The 13,108-nt window shown below is 58.8% G+C and carries 14 protein-coding genes; 10 read left to right on the top strand and 4 right to left on the bottom strand.

Annotated elements, in window-relative coordinates; all coding sequences use genetic code 11:
• The first annotated feature begins 150 nt into the window (after positions 1–150).
• The 4 genes from B723_RS22745 to B723_RS22730 all read left to right on the top strand — a co-directional run bounded on the left by B723_RS22745 (position 151) and on the right by B723_RS22730 (position 2,868).
• Complete coding sequence (locus B723_RS22745; RefSeq protein ID WP_017338469.1) at positions 151–591, top strand: carboxymuconolactone decarboxylase family protein; 441 nt, start codon at positions 151–153, stop codon at positions 589–591.
• Positions 592–666: 75 nt separating this feature from the next.
• A complete protein-coding gene (locus tag B723_RS22740) occupies positions 667–1,647 on the top strand; it encodes a LysR family transcriptional regulator (protein ID WP_017338470.1) in 981 nt (326 codons plus the stop codon).
• 76 nt (positions 1,648–1,723) lie between these two features.
• Complete coding sequence (locus tag B723_RS22735) at positions 1,724–2,245, top strand: GNAT family N-acetyltransferase (protein ID WP_017338471.1); 522 nt, start codon at positions 1,724–1,726, stop codon at positions 2,243–2,245.
• 128 nt (positions 2,246–2,373) lie between these two features.
• Positions 2,374–2,868, top strand: a complete 495-nt coding sequence (locus tag B723_RS22730) for a hypothetical protein (RefSeq protein ID WP_017338472.1) — start codon at positions 2,374–2,376, stop codon at positions 2,866–2,868.
• 137 nt (positions 2,869–3,005) lie between these two features.
• On the opposite strand, the gene B723_RS22725 is transcribed toward B723_RS22730, so the two are convergent.
• Both B723_RS22725 and ccoN read right to left on the bottom strand, forming a co-directional pair.
• Positions 3,006–3,227: a hypothetical protein gene (locus tag B723_RS22725; protein WP_017338473.1), complete on the bottom strand. Its 222-nt coding sequence runs from the start codon at positions 3,225–3,227 to the stop codon at positions 3,006–3,008.
• A 15-nt stretch (positions 3,228–3,242) separates the two neighbouring features.
• The gene (gene ccoN, locus B723_RS22720; protein ID WP_017338474.1) at positions 3,243–4,670 is read right to left on the bottom strand and encodes a cytochrome-c oxidase, cbb3-type subunit I; all 1,428 of its coding nucleotides are present in this window, start codon (positions 4,668–4,670) and stop codon (positions 3,243–3,245) included.
• A gap of 363 nt (positions 4,671–5,033) precedes the next feature.
• On the opposite strand from ccoN, the gene B723_RS22715 reads away from it, so the two are divergent.
• The 4 genes from B723_RS22715 (at position 5,034) to B723_RS22700 (ending at position 9,140) form a co-directional block, all read left to right on the top strand.
• Positions 5,034–6,707 (top strand): nitrite/sulfite reductase, encoded by a 1,674-nt coding sequence (locus tag B723_RS22715; RefSeq protein WP_017338475.1) that lies wholly within the window; start codon positions 5,034–5,036, stop codon positions 6,705–6,707.
• On the top strand, positions 6,704–7,183 hold the full coding sequence (locus tag B723_RS22710) for a DUF934 domain-containing protein (protein WP_017338476.1): 480 nt from the start codon (positions 6,704–6,706) through the stop codon (positions 7,181–7,183). The genes B723_RS22715 and B723_RS22710 overlap by 4 nt, the downstream gene beginning before the upstream one ends.
• A gap of 157 nt (positions 7,184–7,340) precedes the next feature.
• Positions 7,341–8,309, top strand: coding sequence for a hypothetical protein (locus tag B723_RS22705; protein WP_017338477.1), 969 nt, complete (start codon positions 7,341–7,343; stop codon positions 8,307–8,309).
• Between the two features lie 159 nt (positions 8,310–8,468).
• Entirely contained in the window at positions 8,469–9,140 is a 672-nt protein-coding gene (locus tag B723_RS22700) for a DUF3313 domain-containing protein (RefSeq protein WP_017338478.1), read from the top strand.
• Positions 9,141–9,530: 390 nt separating this feature from the next.
• Here B723_RS22700 and B723_RS22690 read toward each other — a convergent pair whose 3' ends face one another.
• The gene (locus B723_RS22690) at positions 9,531–10,322 is read right to left on the bottom strand and encodes a hypothetical protein (protein WP_017338480.1); all 792 of its coding nucleotides are present in this window, start codon (positions 10,320–10,322) and stop codon (positions 9,531–9,533) included.
• Positions 10,323–10,636: 314 nt separating this feature from the next.
• On the opposite strand from B723_RS22690, the gene B723_RS22685 reads away from it, so the two are divergent.
• Positions 10,637–11,602 carry a hypothetical protein gene (locus B723_RS22685; protein WP_144425264.1) on the top strand — a complete coding sequence of 322 codons (966 nt, stop codon included), beginning with the start codon at positions 10,637–10,639 and terminating at the stop codon, positions 11,600–11,602.
• Between the two features lie 71 nt (positions 11,603–11,673).
• Here B723_RS22685 and B723_RS22680 read toward each other — a convergent pair whose 3' ends face one another.
• On the bottom strand, positions 11,674–12,099 hold the full coding sequence (locus B723_RS22680; RefSeq protein WP_017338482.1) for a YciI family protein: 426 nt from the start codon (positions 12,097–12,099) through the stop codon (positions 11,674–11,676).
• 454 nt (positions 12,100–12,553) lie between these two features.
• Between B723_RS22680 and tpx the strand changes: the two genes are divergently transcribed.
• The gene (gene tpx, locus B723_RS22675) at positions 12,554–13,054 is read left to right on the top strand and encodes a thiol peroxidase (RefSeq protein ID WP_008030203.1); all 501 of its coding nucleotides are present in this window, start codon (positions 12,554–12,556) and stop codon (positions 13,052–13,054) included.
• Positions 13,055–13,108 lie beyond the last annotated feature (54 nt).

The raw sequence follows: 13,108 nt of genomic DNA, 5'->3' as shown, positions 1-13,108 counted from the left end.
GCAAGCACCGCTGCGCAGAAGTTGCGTGGGTGAAAAACCGAGGATTGGCCTGTTGCCGGGTGGTCCACCGGAATTTCGCTGTATTGGATCTGTAACGCTTGCGCATCGGCGCCTAGTGTAAAAAGCATCAATCGATCCACGAGGCACGCCATGACTTCCCGTCTGGATTACTACAGCGCGTCGCCCAAAGCGATGAAAGCGATGATTGCCATGGAGGCGCTGACCAGTAACCTGAGCATCGAGCCGGCGCTGCTGCACCTGATCAAGATCCGCGCCTCCCAGCTCAATGGCTGCGCCTTTTGTACCGACATGCATTCGGTGGATGCGCGACGGCTCGGCGAGACCGACCGGCGCCTGTATTCAATCGTGGTCTGGCGCGACAGTGGCTTCTTCAACCCACGGGAACGTGCGGCGCTGGCCTGGACGGAGGCGGTGACCTTGCTCTCGCAAAGCCATGTGCCCGACGACGTCTACGCTCTGGCCCGGGAGCAGTTCAGTGAAAGCGAGATGGTCGACCTGACGATCGCCGTCACCACCATCAACAGCTGGAATCGCCTGGCGGTGAGTTTTCGCCAAACACCCAGCGTATGAAGCGGATGTCACACCAGGTTCATCATCGTTGCGCAGGATGAAGTTTTCAAAGGACATATCGACAGGGAGTCATCGATGTCATTCATGGAAACCACAGGGCGCCAAATCCCCGCCGGATACCGTTCGCCGGTAGCAACCACACCGTCCTGGCGCACGCAAGCCATGGCGATCGATCCGCCACTGGCCCGGGCGTTCATGGTCAGTGCCCGCTGCGGCTGTTTCATGCAGGCAGCCCGCAGTCTCAACATCAAGGTCACCTTGCTGCGCAAGCAACTGGCACTGCTCGAAACGCAACTGCAATGTTCGCTGTTCAGCCATTGCGACAATGGCGTCACCCTCAGCCGTGAAGGTTTGCAGCTTCAGGCGCAGTTGATTGCGTTGGCTCATGAGCGCGATTTGCCGGTGATCGAACAACCGTTGGTGCGCCTGGCAGTGGCTGAATCGGTCCTGCACGACATGCTTGGTCGCGACCTGGTGGCCTTGTTGCGCCGCAACGCCAGCGTACGCCTGGACATCATCACCCTCGACAGCGAACTGGCACTGCAAGCCGTCAGCGCCGATGTGGTGGTGTGGCTGGCTGGCACCGAATCGCCCCTGCCGGGCCCGAGCTTTGCGGTTAGCGAGCCCCGGCGCCTGGCGCGGCTTGATTACCTGCCGCATATCGCCAAGCGATACTCACGCACGGCGTCGCGTCCGGACAGCCTCGATGACCTCGCGGATTTCCTGTTGGTGCAATGGCAGTCTCACCGTCAGGTCGAGAGTTTCGTCCCGTGGAATGCCGTGGTGGACCAGCGCCTGGCCGGTGTCGTGCAGTTGCATTCCTATGAGCTGCTGCTGGAGATGATTCGCTGCAGTGCCTGCATCGGTTTGCTGCCCGGCTACATCAGCCGCTTTGACCGCGGTCTTATTGCGTTGCCGGGGCTGTTCGTCCAGCCGATGCAGCGTGCGGTGTGGATGGCGGTGAATGCGCAGTCCGAGGGCGAAGCGCAGGTGCAGATGATCGTCGAGCTGATCCAGAACACCTTCGAAGAGCGCCGGGAATGGTTTGAAGGCTGACACATCGGGTACTCGCCATGTTTGAAGTATGCGTTGTAGAGTGAGCGGCCATGTCTGTCTCAAGGATGAATCACCCATGCCCGTCACTGACGCTGTCGTCACCCTCGAACGCTTCAACGAAAGCCACATCGAAGGCATCACCGCGCTTTACAACGAGCCGGCCGTTACCCGGCAAGTGCTGCAAATGCCGTTTCAATCCACCGAGCTCTGGCGCAAACGCCTGGCGTCGGACAACGAACGCGAAATCAAACTGGTGGCGCTGCATCAGGGCCTGGTGATCGGCAGCATTGGCCTGGAGCAGTTTTCGCGGATCCGTCGCAGTCACGCCGGCAGCTTCGGCATGGGCGTTTTGCCAGGGTGGCAGAGCAAGGGCGTTGGCTCGAAGCTGCTGGCCACCGCGCTGGACATCGCCGACAACTGGATGAACCTGCAACGGGTCGAGCTTGCGGTGTACGCCGACAACGAAGCGGCCATCGGTTTGTATCGCAAGTTCGGCTTTGAAACCGAAGGCCTGTTTCGTGACTACGCGGTGCGTGACGGAAGGCTGGTGGACACCTTGAGCATGGCGCGCCTGCGTCGCACGCCCAAGGACGGTTGAGTGACTGCGCCAATGCGAGCCGCGAGTGTCCTGTGATGTGACCGTCTGTGCAATTGACTTGTACGCCCGGCGCCGGCATCTGCCATGCTCAAAGTCCGCAGCACGGCTTCAACCAAAGGAACACCGTAATGGACGATGTACAGCAACTGGGTGAGATGCTTCGCCACTACGCAGACAGCGAAGCGCACAAAAAACAACTGTTCGAGTCGCAGTCAGCCGTATGGGCGACGCGCATTGGCGAGCTGTTCGATCAGATCCAGCAATGGCTGGAACCGGTCCAGGCGCCCAACCTGCTGGAAGTGAGCCGTGAGGCCTACGTGGCCTCGGGGCCCAGCGTTCCGGTCGAGACGTCAACGTTCAAGACCGAGAAACTCGGCATCGTGATCGCCGGCAAACCGGTGGAGTTCGTACCGGATGTGATGGGCGCGGGCGGGCAGATTTCCCTGGCCGTGATGGGCCTGACCGCCGCGCGCTATGGCAGCATTTCTCTTGTGTGCCTGCCGCCTTCGAGCAACTGGCAGTGGCGCAAGACCAATGGCTTGAAAGACCCGGACACCTTTGCTTTCGATGCGAATTTCCTGGCGCAACAGTTGCAGAGCCTGATTCCACGCGATCGCGGCTAAACCCGATCCCCTGTGGCAAGGGCGCTTGCTCCCGCTGGGTCGCGAAGCGGCCCCAAATGCTTTGCGACTGCTTCGCAGCCGAGCGGGAGCAAGCGCCCTCGCCACACAAACCCGCTCCCACATTGGCTGGTGGTGATTCAGATTTCGAGGTTTAACCATCCCGGTTTCGGCTCTTCCGGCGCCACCGCTTTCACGACTTTCCCCGTCGCCAGTTCCACCCGCCGTGCCACCTCCGGGTCATCGGCAAACGGCATCAGGCTTGCCTCTTCCAGGCTCTGCGCCGTCTGCTGCTTCAGGCAGTACTCGACCGCCAGCCAAAGCCCCGCCACGCCTAAACCATTGAGTATCATCTCGATCATTTCCAGCTCCTCGCCTCAGGCAATCTGCGCTTCACGTTCTGCCATCGCCGCGTCAGAAACCCGCACGGTGCGCCAGGCGTTGTACGCCATCAGCAGCATGCCGCTGAGGAAGAACACGCCGCCGGCAAAACGCACCACAAATCCTGGATGGCTGGCCTGCAACGCTTCGACGAAGGAGTAGGTCAGCGTGCCGTCGTCGTTGATCGCGCGCCACATCAGCCCCTGGGTAATGCCGTTGACCCACATCGACGCGATGTACAACACGGTGCCAATGGTCGCCAGCCAGAAATGCAGATTGATCAGCGGCGTGCTGTACATCTGCTCGCGGCCGAAGACTTTCGGAATCATGTGGTAGACCGCACCGAAGGTGATCATCGCCACCCAACCGAGGGCGCCGGCGTGCACGTGGCCGATCGTCCAGTCGGTGTAGTGGGAGAGGGCGTTGACGGTCTTGATCGCCATCATCGGCCCTTCGAAGGTGGACATGCCGTAGAAGGCCAGCGACAGCACCAGGAAACGCAGGATCGGGTCGCTGCGCAACTTATGCCAGGCGCCCGACAGCGTCATCATGCCGTTGATCATCCCGCCCCAGCTCGGCGCCAGCAGGATCAATGACATTGCCATGCCGAGCGACTGCGCCCAGTCGGGCAGCGCCGTGTAGTGCAAATGGTGCGGGCCGGCCCAGATGTACAGCGTGATCAGCGCCCAGAAATGCACGATGGACAAACGATACGAATACACCGGCCGCCCGACCTGCTTGGGCACAAAGTAATACATCATTCCGAGGAACCCGGTGGTCAGGAAGAAGCCCACCGCGTTGTGCCCGTACCACCACTGCACCATCGCATCGGTCGCCCCGGAATACACCGGATAGGACTTGAACCAGTCCACGGGAATCGACAGGTGATTGACCACGTGCAGCATGGCAATCACCACGATGAACGCGCCAAAGAACCAGTTGCCGACGTAGATGTGTCGGGTCTTGCGTTGCACCACGGTGGTGAAAAACACGATGGCGTAGGCCACCCAGACCACGGTCATCCACACCGCGCCGGAGAACTCGATCTCGGCGTATTCCTTGGTGGTGGTATAGCCCAGCGGCAGGGTGATCAGCATGACCACGATCACCGATTGCCAGCCCCAGAAAGTGAACGCGGCGAGGGTGTCCGAGTACAGCCGCACTTGGCAGGTACGCTGCACCGCGTAGTAACTGGCAGCGAACTGCGCGCTGCCGGCAAAGCCGAAAATCACCAGGCTGGTGTGCAGCGGACGCAAGCGGCCGAAGGTGGTCCACGGCAGGTCGAGGTTCATCTCGGGCCACACCAGTTGCGAGGCGATCCACACCCCCATCGCCATCCCCACGACGCCCCAGACAATGGTCGCCACGATGAATTGGCGGACGACCTTGTAGTTATAGGCCTGTCCGATTGTCGCTGTGCTCATGGTCAATGCTTCCACGGTTGCAAAGTCTTGCCAGGCCACCCGGACTGGCATGCCGTGAACTGTAGAAACCTGATCGAAAACAAAACAGATTCAGGAAAGCGTAATTTATACGGATCAGTTGCGAGAGCCTGCACTTGGCAGAGTGGACAGTATCGGTGGATGGAATCCAGGAGTTTAATAAACCCGGTCGGGGATTCGTACGATTGGACATCGTTGGGGAAATGCTGAAACGACCCCTGTAATGTGAAGGCTGATATGGTTTTTTCGCCGCTTTCTGAATCTGTAATGTTTTCCCGGCGCCCCTCATAGTCGCCTCATCGAGAACGAGCCGCAGAGCCCGATCAATCCTGATGAGGTAGCCACATGTATCAGTACGACGACTATGACCGGGCGCTGGTCTTCGAGCGGGTTGCGCAGTTTCGCGATCAGGTCGAACGCTTCACGGCGGGCGAGTTGAGCGAAGAGGAGTTCCTGCCGCTGCGCTTGCAGAACGGCCTGTACATGCAAAAACACGCCTACATGCTGCGCGTGGCCATTCCCTACGGCACGCTCAGCGCCCGGCAGATGCGCACACTGGCGAGCATCGCCCGGGATTACGATCGCGGCTATGGCCACTTCACCACGCGGCAGAACATGCAGTTCAACTGGATCGAACTGGCCCAGGTACCGGAGATTCTCGAGCGCCTGGCCGAGGTGGAAATGCATGCCATCCAGACCTCTGGCAACTGTGTGCGCAACATCACCACCGAAGCCTTCGCCGGGGTGGCCGCCGACGAACTGATCGACCCGCGCCCCCTGGCGGAAATCCTGCGCCAGTGGTCGACCATCAACCCGGAATTCCTGTTCCTGCCGCGCAAGTTCAAGATCGCCATCTGCTCGGCCGAGCAGGACCGCGCGGCAATCATGATGCATGACATCGGCCTCTATCTTTACCCCGGCACCGACGGACAAATGCTCCTGCGAGTCATCGTTGGCGGTGGTTTGGGGCGCACGCCCATTCTTGGTTTGCAGATTCGCGAAGGCTTGCCGTGGCAGCACTTGCTGTCCTACGTCGAGGCGGTGCTGCGGGTTTACAACCGCCACGGCCGGCGCGACAACAAGTACAAGGCGCGGATCAAGATTCTGGTCAAGGCGCTGGGCATCGAAGCCTTTGCCAGGGAAGTGGAGGAGGAGTGGCAGCACTTGAAGGATGGCCCGGCACAGTTGACCGGCGTTGAATACGAGCGTGTCGCCAGTGCCTTCGTACCACCGGATTACCGTTCGTTGTCCAACACCGATCTGGAGTTCGGCACATGCCTGGCCGAGAACCCGACCTTCGCCCGCTGGGTGTCGCGCAACGTCCAACCGCACAAGGTGCCGGGCTACGCCAGTGTGGTGCTGTCGACCAAGCCGGGCATCGCGGCACCGCCGGGCGACGTCACCGGCGAGCAAATGGACGCCGTTGCCGGGTGGTCCGAGCAGTTCGGTTTCGGCGAAATCCGCATCGCCCATGAGCAGAACATCGTCCTGCCCGACGTGCCGAAGTCGGACCTGTTCGCTCTGTGGCGCCTGGCTTGCGAGCATGGCCTCGGCAGCGCCAATGTCGGATTGCTGACTGACATCATCGCCTGTCCCGGCGGCGACTTCTGCGCCCTGGCCAACGCCAAGTCGATCCCGATTGCGCAGGGCATCCAGGCGCGCTTCGAAGACCTGGACTACCTGCATGACCTGGGCGACATCAGCCTCAACATTTCCGGATGCATGAACGCCTGCGGCCATCACCACATTGGCAACATCGGCATTCTCGGCGTCGACAAGAACGGCAGCGAGTGGTACCAGATCACCCTCGGCGGCGCCCAGGGCAAGAACAGCGCGTTGGGCAAAGTCATCGGCCCGTCCTTCAGCTCCGCCGAAGTGCCCGACGTCATCGAACGAATCATCGCCACCTTCGTGCGTTACCGCGAGAGCGAAGAACTGTTCGTCGACACCTTGCAGCGCATCGGTCTGGAGCCGTTCAAGGAAGCGGTTTATCCGAAGCTGCTGGAGGTGTCGGCATGAACAATCTGCTGCGGCTGGAGGTGGGTAAGGCGCGGATTGTCCCTGACGACCCGTGGACGTTGCTCAGGGACCCCGATGCGGGATGGCCCACAGGTCCGCTGATTCTGCCGCTGTCCCGCTGGCTGGAAGATCCGCAACAGCGCGGGGTCTGGTTGGGCCCGGACGATGAGGTGGAGTGCCTCAAGCCATGGTTTGCGCAACTGCCGCTGATTGCCCTGGATTTCCCGAGTTTCCGCGACGGACGCGCCTACAGTCAGGCGTACCTGCTGCGCACCCGACTGGGCTGGACCGGCGAATTGCGCGCGATCGGCGATGTGTTGCGTGATCAGCTCAGCCACATGCGTCAATGCGGTTTTGACAGCTTTGCCGTACGCGAAGACAAGTCCGCCGAAGATGCGCTCAAGGGGTTGGCGGGCATGAGCGTGCTGTATGGGCGCTCGGTGATTGAGCCGCGCCCGCTATTTCGACGGCGATAAGAGAAGATCAAAAGATCGCAGCCTTCGGCAGCTCCTGCAGGTGGACACAGCACTGTGTAGGAGTTGCCGAAGGCTGCGATCTTTTTGCTTTGGACGGTGATCCCGTTTTGATAGAGTCCGCGCCTCACAAGGAAGTCAGCGAAGAAAGGAGTCTGGTTTGAGCGCGGGCAAGAAAATTCTGGGGCTGATCGCACTGGTGCTGATGGCGGCCCTGTGGGGCAGTTACGTCTATCTGTTTCAGGAAAACCGCAACGGGCAACTCGGGGAGTCATTCGACAGTGCTGCCTGGTGCGGAACGCCACCGGCCAGCGACGTGGCGGCCCTGGGCAAGGATTGGCTGACACTGCGCATCACCAGCAATGTGCGCGGCGAATTCATGCTCTCGGGGGCGGTCATCGTGTCCGAGCGTACCTTCGATCGTTATGACCTGGGCCGCAACGAATTGCGCCTGCGCCTGGAACCGCTGCAATGGTCTTACGGCGTCACGCCGATTTTCCTCGAGCAGGTCAGGGTCAAGCCCCTGAGTCGCAATCTCTCCTCACTCGACAAGAGCGCCTACGCCGAGCTTGAAACCCGGCCCATCGGCGTCCAGGGGAGGGCAGCAGCATTTCCGTTCGATAGCTATCGCTACGGCTACAAGCCGGTGCTGTACATCCTCAAGGGCAATGAACGGATTGACCTGAAATTCAAGCGCATCACCACCCACATGGAGATGTCCAACACCTTCACGCCGATTCAGAAGTACAACCGCGCCGAGTACATCAATGAGAAAAATTCACTGGTCCGCGAGGAGGATTACAAACCTTACGCGGCCTATGAGTGCGCCTTCAGCGTCGAGCGCAAAGGCTCGTTCAAGGTGATCGTGCTGCTGTTGTTGCTGGTGATCTGCCTGCCGCTGATGCACGTGTTCTATCGCGACGAGCCGGGTATCGATTTTCTGGCGACGCTGGTGAGTATCGGTGCGATCCGGGTGCTGTTGGTGGGGCCGTTGAATGACTTTCAGCTGTACAACATCGACTTCCTGTTCGGCGCCGCGATTTTGCTGGTGGGCACGGTGTCGTTGATCAAGGCGATGCGGGCCAACAATCGGCGGGAGTTGGCGGCGAAGAGTGGTTCGTCCTGGTGATTGATAGGGGAGGCCGTGTCGGCGCTATCGCTGACACGGCCTCGTAGGGTGCAGTAACGAATGAATATTGATATTTATCAGAACAAAAAGTACGGCATTGGCTATACCTGTAACACCTGTTCCCCAAACTGTTGTCCACCGCCCTACAGGAGTTACAGCATGAAGCTAGCGTTAATGATGAGCACACTGTGCATTGCCTCGATCGGCGTGGTGGGCTGCACCAGTTCCAAGGTCGAGCCGGACCAGTATTCAGGGTTCCTCAAAGATTACAGTCAGCTCAAGGAAGCCAAATCCCCCTCGGGGGCGGTAGTGATGCGCTGGGTGGATCCGAAGTTCGACATCAACAAATACAAAAGCGTGTATGTCGAACCGACCCAGATGTATCCCAAGCCCCAGCCGACCGTGAAAATCCCTCAGACCACCTTGAACGGGATTACCAGTTATTACGATCAGGCGCTCAAACGCGAGATTGGCAAATCCCTGCCTTTGGCGGCAGGCCCTGGCCCTGGTGTGATGGTGGTGCGTGCGGCCATTACCGCCGTCAGCAGCAAGACCGAAGGGCTGAAGCCTTATGAAGTGATTCCGATTGCCCTCGTCGCGGCGGCGGTCAGCACCGCGAGCGGGATTCGTGATCAGCAGACCGATCTGGCCACTGAAGCGGTGTTCCTGGATGGCGGGAACAATAAGGTGCTGGCCCAGGTGGTGCGCAAGGGCACTGGCAAACCGCTGGAAAACGAGGCTCAGGTGATGAAGGCCGATGACGTGAAAATCGTGATCGATGGCTGGGCTTCGGATTTGCATCAGTCGTTTCTGAAATTGAAATCCAAATGATGCGGTGGGGCTAAGGGCCTTTTCGCGAGTTCGCTCCTACAGTAGATCTCTGTCGCACACATAATTTGTGCTCACTGGAGATCAATTGTGGGAGCGAGCCTGCTCGCGGAGACGGTGGTCCAGTCGCAAAATCGTTCTCCGACAAACCACCGGAAAAAACCGATTCCCACTATCCCCACGTATCACCTGGCGACGGTTCTGAGCTCTGCACTCTCCTGATCCACCGTCCGGGGGCAGCAAGCCCCACTGGTAATACCTCGAGATTCCTCCCCCATGGCGGTGAAGCTTGATGGGGCGACGCTGAAATCCCGGGCGCCAACCCCACAACTGACGAACATGGACATCAGGCTGTAACCGGCTGCGCGAAGTGCAATGTGCATGGCGAAATCCTTATTGACCGAAAGTGACATTAAGGCCGGCGAACAGCGTGAATTGCGGCAAGCCTTCACCCTTGTGTTCGACGGTCCACTGCGGCTCGATGAATACATTGAGGATATTGTCCCTTGATTTCCAGACCTTGCCGGCACCCAGACCAAGGGGGATGTAATGGGTGTCATTCTTCAGGTCGAAGGTCCAGGTCGCGGTTGAGCGCAGGTACCAACCTCTCTCCAGGTTGTGAATGACAAACGGTTGCAAGGTGGCTGATTCGACATGCGGGCGGTCGTTGTCGCCTGCGAAGGAACTCTGGTATTGCACCAACGCGCCGAGCAAGCCACGGGGCGATGACTCGATCGCAATGGCCGCCAGTCCCGCTTGCCATTTGCCGGTGCCGAACTCGTCCTTATCGGCATACGGCGCAGTGATCTGCGGACCGATGCCCAGCTGCACGCCCTCGGTCTTGAGCAGGAAGATATCGAGCAGATTCAGATCACCTTCACCGATGCTGTAACTCCCACCCGAATCAGGGCGAATGCTGATCGGCGCAGTGGCGCGCAGCAATTGCGGGACGCCAATGAAATCGTTGGGCGCAAGCGGCAGCGTACCGCGCACCAGCAGGTCGTTGGTGTGGATGTTGGAGTCGTAGTATTTCGGGGTGTAGTAATCCAGCAGGTTCATCCCCGGCTCGGGGTTCAATGGATTGTTGCTTTTGCTGACCATGTCGGAATCGTCCGCCTGGACACAAACCACAGATGTTAAAGAGATCGCCAAAAAAAAGGTGCGCGCTCCTGGATGCTTCGACATGATTCGCCGGTTCCTTGGTGTCTCATTGGTCTACTCGGCACTTGGCGGCCGTTACTGCGTAATCTCTTTCCTATCAAGCCTGTAGGACATGTCTGATGGACGTTAGCAGCTGCCGACGGGTTATCCAGTCGACAGGATTAATTGGTGGGTATCTGTGCACAGCTCACCCTTGGGTGAATCCGAATAAAAGGCATCTCTTTTAGTTCGGATTAGCCTTAACGATCTGTCATTTATGACAGTTCCGCGCGAGGTGCTTTTTACTGATAGTTGCAGTGGCGGATTTCAACCCACCGTCGATTATCGAGACCAAGGCCATGACTGTTGCATTCAAATCCGTATCCGCTGTTGAAAGCCCCTGGAAACAGGCCCGACTGATCATCAATGGCAAGGAGGTGCAATGGAATGGCGCTATCGTCCTGCGCCGCGACCAGGAAAACACCGTGAGCGTGGAAGTTCCACCGTCCATCGCGAGGCAGCTCTGTTTGGGCCTGGCTGAAGATGGAGGCCTGAACATCGTGGCGTCGCCTGCTTTTAAACACTGGGTGGACCCGGTTCGTGGCCGGTTTAACTGGGCACTCACACCGAGCGAAGGCAGCAGTGCTCATGTCACCTTGGTGTTTTTGAGCAGGGAAGTAACCGAGCCCTGGCCACTCCCGTGTCGGGTTATGTCACTGACCCTGTGGGATGAGGTGAAGGTCTTGTTCAACGGAGCCGAATATGATCCGGCCGGAAGCGCTTATCCAGTGCGAGGAAACCGTTACCCCGTCCAAATACAGCCACTGGCCGGTAGTCCATCCATCAACCTCAACGCGGTCGTGGTTTGGGGAATACCCCCCACAGGACTGGACGTGACCCTCGAACCATCGCCCGGCGAATCCAAAGTCCTGGAAGCGCAAGGCGCTTCCTGGGATCTGGTGTGTGGCAACACCCGGGATGGCAAGTTTTCGATGATCGTGTATCTGGAGGACGACCCCGAAATCCGTCTTGAAATAGCGTTGGAACTGGGAAATCACGATCTTGTTTTGTATCTGACGACGATTCTCAAGGGGACCGCTGGCAATCGAATAACACTGACGACTTTTTCCCAGGTTCCGCCGTTCCGACGTGTACCCGGCGTGGCTATCCAGTGGAGTTGGCGAGGTGGAGCGCTCTTGACTGGCGTCACCAGCAACCTGGGCGCCAGCTCCGTGGAGTTTGATGCGAGGGAAGTGAACGGGCCGGTTTCAGTGGAAACCTATGTGCTTGGCCAGCCTCATTCAGCAAAAACCGTTGTAATTTGAACCTTGGTTTGTCCATAGCAGGATGATTGACGGTTTTCGGAGCGCCGGACCCCGAAAACCGTTACAGGCACTCAGCGCTTGTTCATCTGCTCACGCTGCCGCTCCTCCTGCTCCCGCAGCTCCGGCGTGAATTCGGCACCGAAATCCTCGGCCTCAAACACCTGGCGAATCTCGATTTCGGCTTCGGTACCCGGCATCGGGTTGGGGCAGCGTTTGACCCACTCGATTGCTTCGTCCTTCGACTTCACCTGCCACAGCCAGTAACCGGCGATCAGCTCTTTTGTTTCGACAAACGGGCCGTCAATCACTGTGCGTCTGTCGCCCGAAAAACGTACGCGGGCGCCCTGGCTACTCGGGTGCAAACCTTCGCCTGCCAACATGATCCCGGCCTTGACCAGTTCCTCGTTGTAATTGCCCATCGCGGTCAGCAGTTCTTTACTGGGCATCACGCCAGCCTCGGAATCCGGGCTGGCTTTGACAATGATCATGAATCGCATGGTGGTGTGTCCTCTGGATTTGAATGATTCACTGTATGGTCGATTGGTGATTTGCCAAATCGACAACGTTTCAAAAAAAACGTCGTTTTAACGGGATTCGGTCGATTAATTTTCGACATTCATTCCGTCATTAATATGTCCCGAGAAGTCGGCGACCGGCGTTCCATCGGCGAAATGCTCAGGGGGCAGTGGCTGCCTTCCTCATCGGCAAATATGTACCCGGCGCAATTGAGGCCATTAGGGGCGAGGTGATCAGCCTCTGCACGTTCCTGATTTGTGCGCCGCAATACCGCACCTACCGGATCCCCACAGGCTTTTTTCTCTGCAAGGGTTGTATCCAGTCTCTGCGACGACCCTTCACAATTTGTATCCGCCCATAGGTCGTCAGCCCGTTTCGTGGTTAACTTCGGCCTCTTCAAAATTCTCCACACCAACGTTCAGAAGGACTCCTTTCATGGCTCAAGTCACTCTTAAAGGCAACCCGGTTCAAGTCAACGGCCAACTGCCACAAGCCGGTTCCAAGGCGCCAGCCTTTTCCCTGGTTGCCGGCAATCTGTCCGACGTGACCCTGGCGAGCTTCGCCGGCAAGCGCAAAGTGCTGAACATCTTCCCAAGCGTCGACACCCCGACCTGCGCCACGTCGGTGCGCAAGTTCAACGCCCAGGCCAACGATGTCGCCAACACCGTGGTGCTGTGCATCTCCGCTGACCTGCCGTTCGCCCAGGCCCGTTTCTGCGGCGCCGAAGGCCTGGAAAACGTGCAGAACCTGTCGACCCTGCGCGGTGCCGAATTCATCGAGAACTACGGCGTTGCCATTGCCGACGGCCCACTCAAAGGCCTGACCGCCCGTGCCGTTGTGGTACTGGACGAGAACGACAACGTGCTGCACAGCGAGCTGGTCAAGGAAATCGCTGAAGAGCCAAACTACGAAGCCGCACTTGCCGTTCTGAAATAAGCAGTTCATTACAATTGTTAACGGCCTGGCCCTGTCCAGGCCGTTTTCATTTGT

Origin of the sequence: Pseudomonas fluorescens NCIMB 11764, assembly GCF_000293885.2 — a bacterium.
Taxonomy (GTDB): Bacteria; Pseudomonadota; Gammaproteobacteria; order Pseudomonadales; family Pseudomonadaceae; genus Aquipseudomonas; species Aquipseudomonas fluorescens_B.
This window is presented reverse-complemented; position numbering and strand designations above follow the sequence as displayed.

Bases quoted from the DNA above. Each gene is read 5' to 3' on its own strand.
- B723_RS22745 (WP_017338469.1), top strand. From the start codon at position 151: ATGACTTCCCGTCTGGATTACTACAGCGCGTCGCCCAAAGCGATGAAA.
- B723_RS22740 (WP_017338470.1), top strand. From the start codon at position 667: ATGTCATTCATGGAAACCACAGGGCGCCAAATCCCCGCCGGATACCGT.
- B723_RS22735 (WP_017338471.1), top strand. From the start codon at position 1,724: ATGCCCGTCACTGACGCTGTCGTCACCCTCGAACGCTTCAACGAAAGC.
- B723_RS22730 (WP_017338472.1), top strand. From the start codon at position 2,374: ATGGACGATGTACAGCAACTGGGTGAGATGCTTCGCCACTACGCAGAC.
- B723_RS22725 (WP_017338473.1), bottom strand. From the start codon at position 3,227: ATGATCGAGATGATACTCAATGGTTTAGGCGTGGCGGGGCTTTGGCTG.
- ccoN (WP_017338474.1), bottom strand. From the start codon at position 4,670: ATGAGCACAGCGACAATCGGACAGGCCTATAACTACAAGGTCGTCCGC.
- B723_RS22715 (WP_017338475.1), top strand. From the start codon at position 5,034: ATGTATCAGTACGACGACTATGACCGGGCGCTGGTCTTCGAGCGGGTT.
- B723_RS22710 (WP_017338476.1), top strand. From the start codon at position 6,704: ATGAACAATCTGCTGCGGCTGGAGGTGGGTAAGGCGCGGATTGTCCCT.
- B723_RS22700 (WP_017338478.1), top strand. From the start codon at position 8,469: ATGAAGCTAGCGTTAATGATGAGCACACTGTGCATTGCCTCGATCGGC.
- B723_RS22690 (WP_017338480.1), bottom strand. From the start codon at position 10,322: ATGTCGAAGCATCCAGGAGCGCGCACCTTTTTTTTGGCGATCTCTTTA.
- B723_RS22685 (WP_144425264.1), top strand. From the start codon at position 10,637: ATGACTGTTGCATTCAAATCCGTATCCGCTGTTGAAAGCCCCTGGAAA.
- B723_RS22680 (WP_017338482.1), bottom strand. From the start codon at position 12,099: ATGCGATTCATGATCATTGTCAAAGCCAGCCCGGATTCCGAGGCTGGC.
- tpx (WP_008030203.1), top strand. From the start codon at position 12,554: ATGGCTCAAGTCACTCTTAAAGGCAACCCGGTTCAAGTCAACGGCCAA.